Source organism: Azospirillum rugosum (assembly GCF_017876155.1).
Taxonomy (GTDB): Bacteria; Pseudomonadota; Alphaproteobacteria; order Azospirillales; family Azospirillaceae; genus Azospirillum; species Azospirillum rugosum.
The window spans coordinates 301,355-308,244 of the sequence record NZ_JAGINP010000006.1 but is presented as its reverse complement, the minus strand read 5'-3'; the positions used below and the strand labels follow the sequence as shown (position 1 = coordinate 308,244).

At 68.3% G+C, this 6,890-nt stretch carries 6 protein-coding genes; 4 read left to right on the top strand and 2 right to left on the bottom strand.

The annotated features are described in order from the left end of the window. Positions 1 to 166 precede the first annotated feature (166 nt). Entirely contained in the window at positions 167 to 355 is a 189-nt protein-coding gene (locus J2851_RS11180) for a hypothetical protein (protein ID WP_209766340.1), read from the bottom strand. Positions 356 to 512: 157 nt separating this feature from the next. On the opposite strand from J2851_RS11180, the gene pgi reads away from it, so the two are divergent. Further along, positions 513 to 2,156: a glucose-6-phosphate isomerase gene (gene pgi / locus J2851_RS11175; protein WP_209766339.1), complete on the top strand. Its 1,644-nt coding sequence runs from the start codon at positions 513 to 515 to the stop codon at positions 2,154 to 2,156. A gap of 58 nt (positions 2,157 to 2,214) precedes the next feature. Here the strand turns inward: pgi and J2851_RS11170 are convergent, their stop codons facing one another. After that, positions 2,215 to 2,538 (bottom strand): hypothetical protein, encoded by a 324-nt coding sequence (locus tag J2851_RS11170; RefSeq protein WP_209766338.1) that lies wholly within the window; start codon positions 2,536 to 2,538, stop codon positions 2,215 to 2,217. Between the two features lie 710 nt (positions 2,539 to 3,248). Between J2851_RS11170 and J2851_RS11165 the strand changes: the two genes are divergently transcribed. The 3 genes from J2851_RS11165 to mutL all read left to right on the top strand — a co-directional run bounded on the left by J2851_RS11165 (position 3,249) and on the right by mutL (position 6,883). Continuing rightward, a complete protein-coding gene (locus tag J2851_RS11165; RefSeq protein ID WP_209766337.1) occupies positions 3,249 to 4,235 on the top strand; it encodes a ComEA family DNA-binding protein in 987 nt (328 codons plus the stop codon). 288 nt (positions 4,236 to 4,523) lie between these two features. Further along, on the top strand, positions 4,524 to 4,658 hold the full coding sequence (locus tag J2851_RS36310) for a hypothetical protein (protein WP_281416014.1): 135 nt from the start codon (positions 4,524 to 4,526) through the stop codon (positions 4,656 to 4,658). A 323-nt stretch (positions 4,659 to 4,981) separates the two neighbouring features. After that, on the top strand, positions 4,982 to 6,883 hold the full coding sequence (mutL, locus tag J2851_RS11160) for a DNA mismatch repair endonuclease MutL (RefSeq protein WP_209766336.1): 1,902 nt from the start codon (positions 4,982 to 4,984) through the stop codon (positions 6,881 to 6,883). Positions 6,884 to 6,890 lie beyond the last annotated feature (7 nt).

Sequence of the window (6,890 nt, the reverse complement as noted above, 5' to 3'; positions counted from 1 at the left end):
AGGGCGGTTGGGGGGGGCGGCCCTCGCGCCCCCCCCCCCCCCCCCCCCCCCCCGGGGGGGGGGGGGGGCCCCCCCCCCCCCCCCCCCACCCCCCCCCCCCCCGGGGGGGGGGGGGGGGGGGGGGGGGGCCCCCCCAACGCAACCACTCCCCACCCCCACCCCACCCTCACGCCAAATCCGGCTGGCTCCCCGGAAACCTGGGATCCCCCGGCTCCACCGGCCGCCCGGGCACCTTGCCGGGGATGATCCCGATCTGGTCCGGCCGGTCGTCCTCCCGCCGCTCCTCCTCCGTCGGTTCGGGCGGGATCGGCCCGGGCGGGATCGGATCATCGACGCGCTCTTTCGGTTCAGTCATGGCCTCCCTCCTATGCTCTCCTGTCCTGAAAAGAACACAGCCGGGCCTATGCCGGTTTCCTATCCCTTCGTAGGCGGTCAATGCGCGCTTTGGCGCGTACCCAGCCCTTGCCGTTTGATGCTAGGCTCCGCGCACGCGTAAAGGAGGCAAAAGCCCAATGTCAGCGCTCACCCGTTCGCCCGCCTGGGAAGCCCTGGTCCGTCACCGCGAAGAGACCGCGTCGGTCCACATGCGCGACCTGTTCGCCGCGGACCCGGACCGTTTCGCCCGCTTCTCGCTGGAAGCCTGCGGCTTGCTGTTCGATTATTCGAAAAATCGGATCACCGAGGAGACGCGCACCCTCCTGCTCGACCTCGCCCGCCAGCAGCGGGTGGAGGACTGGCGCGACCGCATGTTCGCGGGCGACAAGATCAACATCACGGAGGACCGCGCGGTCCTGCACACCGCGCTGCGCAACCGCTCCAACCGGCCCGTGACGGTGGACGGCCAGGACGTGATGCCGGAGGTGAACGGCGTGCTCCACCGCATGGAGCGCTTCGTCCGCCAAGTCCGCGACGGCGCCTGGACCGGCTACACCGGCCACCCGATCACCGACATCGTCAACATCGGCATCGGCGGCTCCGACCTCGGCCCGGTGATGGTGACGGAGGCGCTGAAGCCCTACCTGCACCCGCAGATCGGCGTGCATTTCGTGTCCAACGTGGACGGCACCCACATCAGCGAGACGCTGGAGTGGCTGGACCCGGAGACGACCCTGTTCGTCGTCGCGTCCAAGACCTTCACGACGCAGGAAACGCTGACCAACGCCCACACCGCCCGCCGCTGGTTCCTGGAGACCGCCGGCGACCCCGCCCACGTCGCCAAGCACTTCGTCGCCGTCTCCACCAACGAGGCGGAGGTGAAGAAGTTCGGCATCGACCCGGCGAACATGTTCGGCTTCTGGGACTGGGTCGGCGGCCGCTATTCCCTATGGTCGGCGATCGGCCTGCCCATCGCGCTCGGCATCGGCATGGACCGCTTCCAGGAGCTGTTGGCCGGCGCCCACGCCATGGACGAGCATTTCCGCACGGCGCCGTTGGAGCGCAACATGCCCGTGCTGATGGGCATGCTGGGTGTCTGGTACGTGAATTTCTGGGGCGCGCAGGCGCACGCCGTGCTGCCCTACGACCAGTACATGCACCGCTTCCCCGCCTACCTCCAGCAGCTGGACATGGAGAGCAACGGCAAGTCGGTGGACCGCAACGGCAACCGCGTGCACTACGCCACCGGCCCCATCGTCTTCGGGGAGCCCGGCACCAACGGCCAGCACGCCTTCTACCAGCTGATCCACCAGGGCACCTCGGTGGTCCCCGCCGACTTCCTGGCCCCGGTGGAAACGCACAACCCCATCGGCGACCACCACCGCATCCTGCTGTCGAACTTCTTCGCCCAGCCGGAGGCGCTGATGCGCGGCAAGACCGCCGACGAGGTGCGGGCGGAGATGGCCAAGTCCGGCAAGTCCCCCGACGCCATCGAGGCGCTGGTCCCGCACCGCGTGTTCGAGGGCAACAAGCCGTCCAACAGCATCCTCTTCAAGAAGCTCGACCCCCACACGCTGGGCGCGCTGATCGCGCTGTACGAGCACAAGGTGTTCGTCCAGGGCATCGTCTGGAACATCAACAGCTTCGACCAGTGGGGCGTGGAGCTGGGCAAGCAGCTGGCCGGCAAGATCCTCCCCGAACTCCAGGACGGCCCGACCGCGGCGCTGACCCACGACAGCTCCACCAACGGCCTGATCGGCTGGTACCGCCGGAACCGTTAGAACGGGCGGAACCCTCCTCCCCGCTCCGGGGAGGAGGGATCGCCGCGCCGTCCGTCGATCAGCCGAACGCGCCCGTCCAGGTGCTGTGGACGTCGGCCAGCCACGTGGTGTACTGGCTGCCGTTGACGTAGACGTTCTCGATCGTGCCGACCCCGTTGTTGCCCAGGTTGGTCAGCATGCCCCGGATGATGATGCCGTTGTCGAAGCTGCCGTCGTCCATCTCCCCCTGCTGGAAAATATAGAGGGTCGACCGGTCGGTGCCGAACTGCACCGACAGCGACGCCGGCGCGTTGATCAGGCGCAGGACATCCGCGTTGTTGACCTGGTTGCCGCTGAGGTCGTCGATGACGGTGACGCCGCTCGACGATCCAATCACCGACATACGGACCGGAGGTCGGAACCTGCACCGAGTCGTTTCCATTGGACAGACTGGTCTGCCATGCCATTGAAGTCATCCTTCTTATTGAATAATCCGTGCCGCGTCCCCGCCGAACATTAGTTCCCGAATATTTTTCCAGTCAACGACCGGCGCCGCAGAGAACAGCTCTTTTGAATTAGTTAGAGAACTAATCTCTGACCACGAACAATACATTCCGCTGTGGCGGCAAATGGATCGGCGACTTCCTTCTGCTGTTCTCTTGCACTCCCGCCACCGGCACGCTGAGCGGGAAAAACAATCCATGCGGCAATGTGGCGCAGCCAGCAATTGAGAATCGCGCAATTTTAATGCCGGGGAAAATCGATCTACCTTTCGCAAAGGTTGCCGTGGCGACCGCCACTGCGTTTCCGGCATCGCCGTCCCATTCGGGCAATCCCGTCTTCACCGGCCGCCTTGGGGCGCAAGATTATGACGCCGGACAAACCGATTATTTCATGGGCATTTCTGACAGGTCCGGCACCCGCCGAAAGAAAAGGCCGTTGCTACTCGCAAACAACATTGGCTGACATGACCTTCCTTCAGGTTGAAGCCATAGCAGAACCAATGATTAGTTTTCTAAGTTATCTTTGGTGCATACTTCTCATTAACGACTTGGTAACCTGCTTTGGCACGATGATAGGGCCAACAGAAACTCTGTATTGGGGAGAACGGCGATGAATGTCTCGGGTCCTGCGGCGGCGAACACGATCATCGCACAGCCGTCCGCCGCAACGGCGCCAAGCCAGCCGTCGTCGGACGGAGCCGGCGCCAGCGGGAGCGCCATCGGGTCCGCGTCCGCCGCCAAATCCGACAGCGTCTCGCTGAGCCCCCTGGCGAAGTCGCTGCACGACGAGTCCCTGACGGTGTTCAACGCGCTCAGCACCGAACAGCGCAGCGCACTGTCCGCGCTGGTGGACAGCGGCAAGATGACCGGCGAGGAGGTCCACGACGCGCTCAAGGAACGGCTGAAGGAGGCGCGCACGAAGGCCTTCGGGGCCGGCTTCCGCATGTTCGCCAACGACAGCGCCGGGCTTTACTTCGGCGACCAGCCGCCGTCCATCGACGACATGCGCGACGCCCTGCGCAGCACGCTGGAGCGGCGCAGCGCGCTGTTCGACCGCATGACCAGTCTGGAGCAGGACGGGAAGGCGGGAACGGACGAGCACGCCGCGCTTGCCAAGGAGCTTGCCGCCTCGGACATGAACCCGCTCCTGAACCGCAAGCCGCCGGACAACCGCGCCATGCTCAGCCCGTTCCACGGGATCGAGACCGGCGAGTCCCGGCTGATGAAGACGAAGACGGAGGTCAACGCGTTCGAGAAGCTTCGCGCCTCCGGCTTCGACATCGCCGGGCTCGATTCCCGTCTGCGCGGCCTTGGGGAGAAGGACGCCCAGGCCATCGTCGCCGAACGGGCCAAGCTCTCCGGCTATGGCCGGGTGGCGCAGGACCGGGAGTTCTCGATCGACGACGCGTCCGTGCGCCTGCTCGACCCCCATTTCGCCGGCGCGGGCGCCCAGGACACGGAGGCGATGGCCAGGATCAACGAAGGCCGGGCCTTCCGCGCGGCCGCCGACCAGAGCGCGGATGCCGTGCGCAGCTATCTGAAGTCCAAGGGGATGAACGTCGTCGAGGTCCCCTCGAGCGTTCTGAAAAAGCTTTGAGGCGGCGAAATCGCGCCGGGAAATCGTACGATGGGGTCGCGGATGCCCCTTGCCCCACACCGGCGGGCGGCGTATGGTGCGCTCCATGAACCTCGTGCGCCCCGCCTCGTCCGCCCTTCTGGGCCGATTTTGGTACCGCTGGTACACACCGGCGGCCTAGGCAGCGTACGTATACGATGCACCCGAAGCCGCCCGACCCGAGGCGGCTTTTGTGTTTTCAGCACCCGGTGCACGCACAGTCCCGCCAGATGGTCGAAGCGGCCTCCCTAATCAACCGGAGGTCACACCATGTCTGATTTCGATTTCGACGTCGTCACCGGCCCGTCCCAGGCCAGCTGCCCCGCCGCCCCCGCCGAACCGACGGCGGAGGACGAGGCGCGCCCCGCAGACCGCACCGCAGCGCCCGCCACCGCCAACGCGTAACCGCCAAGCGGGGAAGGCTCGCCAGACGGCCGATCCTTCCCCCGCGGCGCGCGGCTCCCGCGCGTTGCGTTCAATCGATTGCCCTTCCTGAGGAAGCTGGAAAAACGCGCGCGGCTGATATAGAATTATATTCCTAACCAATCCCACCGAGGAGCCAGCCACCGCATGCCCGCGCCCCGACCGCTCCCCACCCGGCGCCCGCATGCGACATCACGCGTCCGACGTCGCACAACGTTTCACGGTGTTTCATTCGTCGGCAACGGCACTCCCGCCGGCCTCTGCGCGTGGTGGTATTCCATCCGCCAGCCTACTATATTTGGGCCATGCCGATCCGCATGCTGCCCGATACGCTCGTCAACCGCATCGCCGCCGGCGAGGTGATCGAGCGGCCCGCCGCCGCCGTCAAGGAACTGGTGGAAAACGCCATCGATGCCGGGGCCACCCGCATCGACGTGGTCGTGCGCGACGGCGGCAAGACGCTGATCACCATCACCGACGACGGCTGCGGCATGGGACCCGACGAGCTTGCCCTGGCGGTGGAGCGCCACGCCACCTCCAAGCTGCCGTCGGACGACCTGCTGGACATCCGCTCCCTGGGCTTCCGGGGGGAGGCGCTGCCCTCCATCGGCGCGGTCAGCCGGCTGACGCTGACCAGCCGGCCGCGCGGGGCGGACAGCGCCTGGGCGCTGACCGTGGACGCCGGGCTGAAGGGCGCGCCGCAGCCGGCGGCTCTCGCCCAGGGCACCCGCGTGGAGGTGCGTGACCTGTTCGCCGCCGTGCCGGCGCGGCTGAAGTTCCTGAAGGCGGCGCGGACGGAGTTCGACCACATCGCCGACTGCATCGAGCGGCTGGCTATGGCCCACCCCAACGTGGCCTTCACGCTGGACGGCGACAACCGCTCCGCGCTCCGCCTGTCCGCCGCCCAGGGCGACCTGCTCGACGCCCGGCTGACCCGGCTGGGCGCGCTGATGGGGCGCGACTTCCAGGACAACGCCGTGCCGGTGCAGGCGGCGCGCGAGGGCGTGACTCTGGCCGGCTGGATCGGTCTGCCCACCCTGCACCGCCCCACCGCGCGGCACCAGCACCTGTTCGTCAACGGCCGCCCGGTGCGCGACAAGCTGATGGTCGGCGCCGTGCGCGCGGCCTACGCCGACTTCCTGCCGCGCGACCGCCACCCGATGCTGGCCCTGTTCCTCGACCTCGACCCGCAGGAGGTGGACGTCAACGTCCATCCGGCCAAGGCGGAGGTGCGGTTCCGCGACCAGGGGCTGGTGCGCGGTCTGATCGTCGGCGCGCTGAAGCACGCGCTGGCCGAGGCCGGGCACCGCGCCTCCACCACCGTGGGCCTCGCCACGCTCGGCGCCCTGCGGCCGGAGGCGGCGGAGGACATCGGCGGTGCGATCGGCGGTGCGGCCGGCCCCGCGCCGTCCCCCCTGCCCTACCGCAACCCGGTGCAGAGCTGGGGCGGCAGCTACGGCTCCGTCGTGCCGCGCGGGCTCGCCGACCGGGCCGCCGCCTTCCAGGCGCCCCATGCGGCGCCGCTGCCGCCGCTCCAGGGCCGGCTCGCCGGCTGGCAGGCGGCCCCCGCCGCGCGGCCACCGGAATATGGCGCCCCGGCCGCCGCGCACGCCCCGCCGCTGGAGACTCACCCGCTGGGCGCCGCCCGCGCGCAGCTCCACAACACCTACATCGTCGCCCAGACGGCCGAGGGCATCGTCATCGTGGACCAGCACGCCGCCCACGAGCGGTTGGTCTACGAGCGGATGAAGATCGCCCTGCTGGAGGGCGGCGTGAAGCGCCAAGCCCTGCTGATCCCGGAACTGGTGGAGCTGGACGAGCCCTCCGCCAACCGCCTGCTCGGCCGCGCCGCAGAGCTGGCGGAGCTTGGGCTGGTGGTGGAGGGCTTCGGCCCCGGCTGCGTCCTGGTGCGCGAGGTGCCCGCCCTGCTCGGCCAGAGCGATGTGAAGAGCCTCGTCCGCGACCTCGCCGAGGAACTGGCGGAGCTTGGCGACGCGCTGTCGCTGAAGGAGAAGCTGGAGGACGTCTGCGGCACCATGGCCTGCCACGGCTCCGTCCGCGCCGGCCGGTCCTTGAGCGTGGAGGAGATGAACGCGCTCCTGCGCCAGATGGAGGCCACCCCGCACAGCGGCCAGTGCAACCACGGCCGCCCGACCTACGTGGAGCTGAAGCTCGCCGACATCGAGCGGCTGTTCGGCCGCCGGTAACTCCCCG

Coding starts and splice junctions, on each gene's coding strand:
- J2851_RS11170 (WP_209766338.1), bottom strand. CDS start 2,538: ATGTCGGTGATTGGATCGTCGAGCGGCGTCACCGTCATCGACGACCTC.
- pgi (WP_209766339.1), top strand. CDS start 513: ATGTCAGCGCTCACCCGTTCGCCCGCCTGGGAAGCCCTGGTCCGTCAC.
- J2851_RS11165 (WP_209766337.1), top strand. CDS start 3,249: ATGAATGTCTCGGGTCCTGCGGCGGCGAACACGATCATCGCACAGCCG.
- J2851_RS11180 (WP_209766340.1), bottom strand. CDS start 355: ATGACTGAACCGAAAGAGCGCGTCGATGATCCGATCCCGCCCGGGCCG.
- mutL (WP_209766336.1), top strand. CDS start 4,982: ATGCCGATCCGCATGCTGCCCGATACGCTCGTCAACCGCATCGCCGCC.
- J2851_RS36310 (WP_281416014.1), top strand. CDS start 4,524: ATGTCTGATTTCGATTTCGACGTCGTCACCGGCCCGTCCCAGGCCAGC.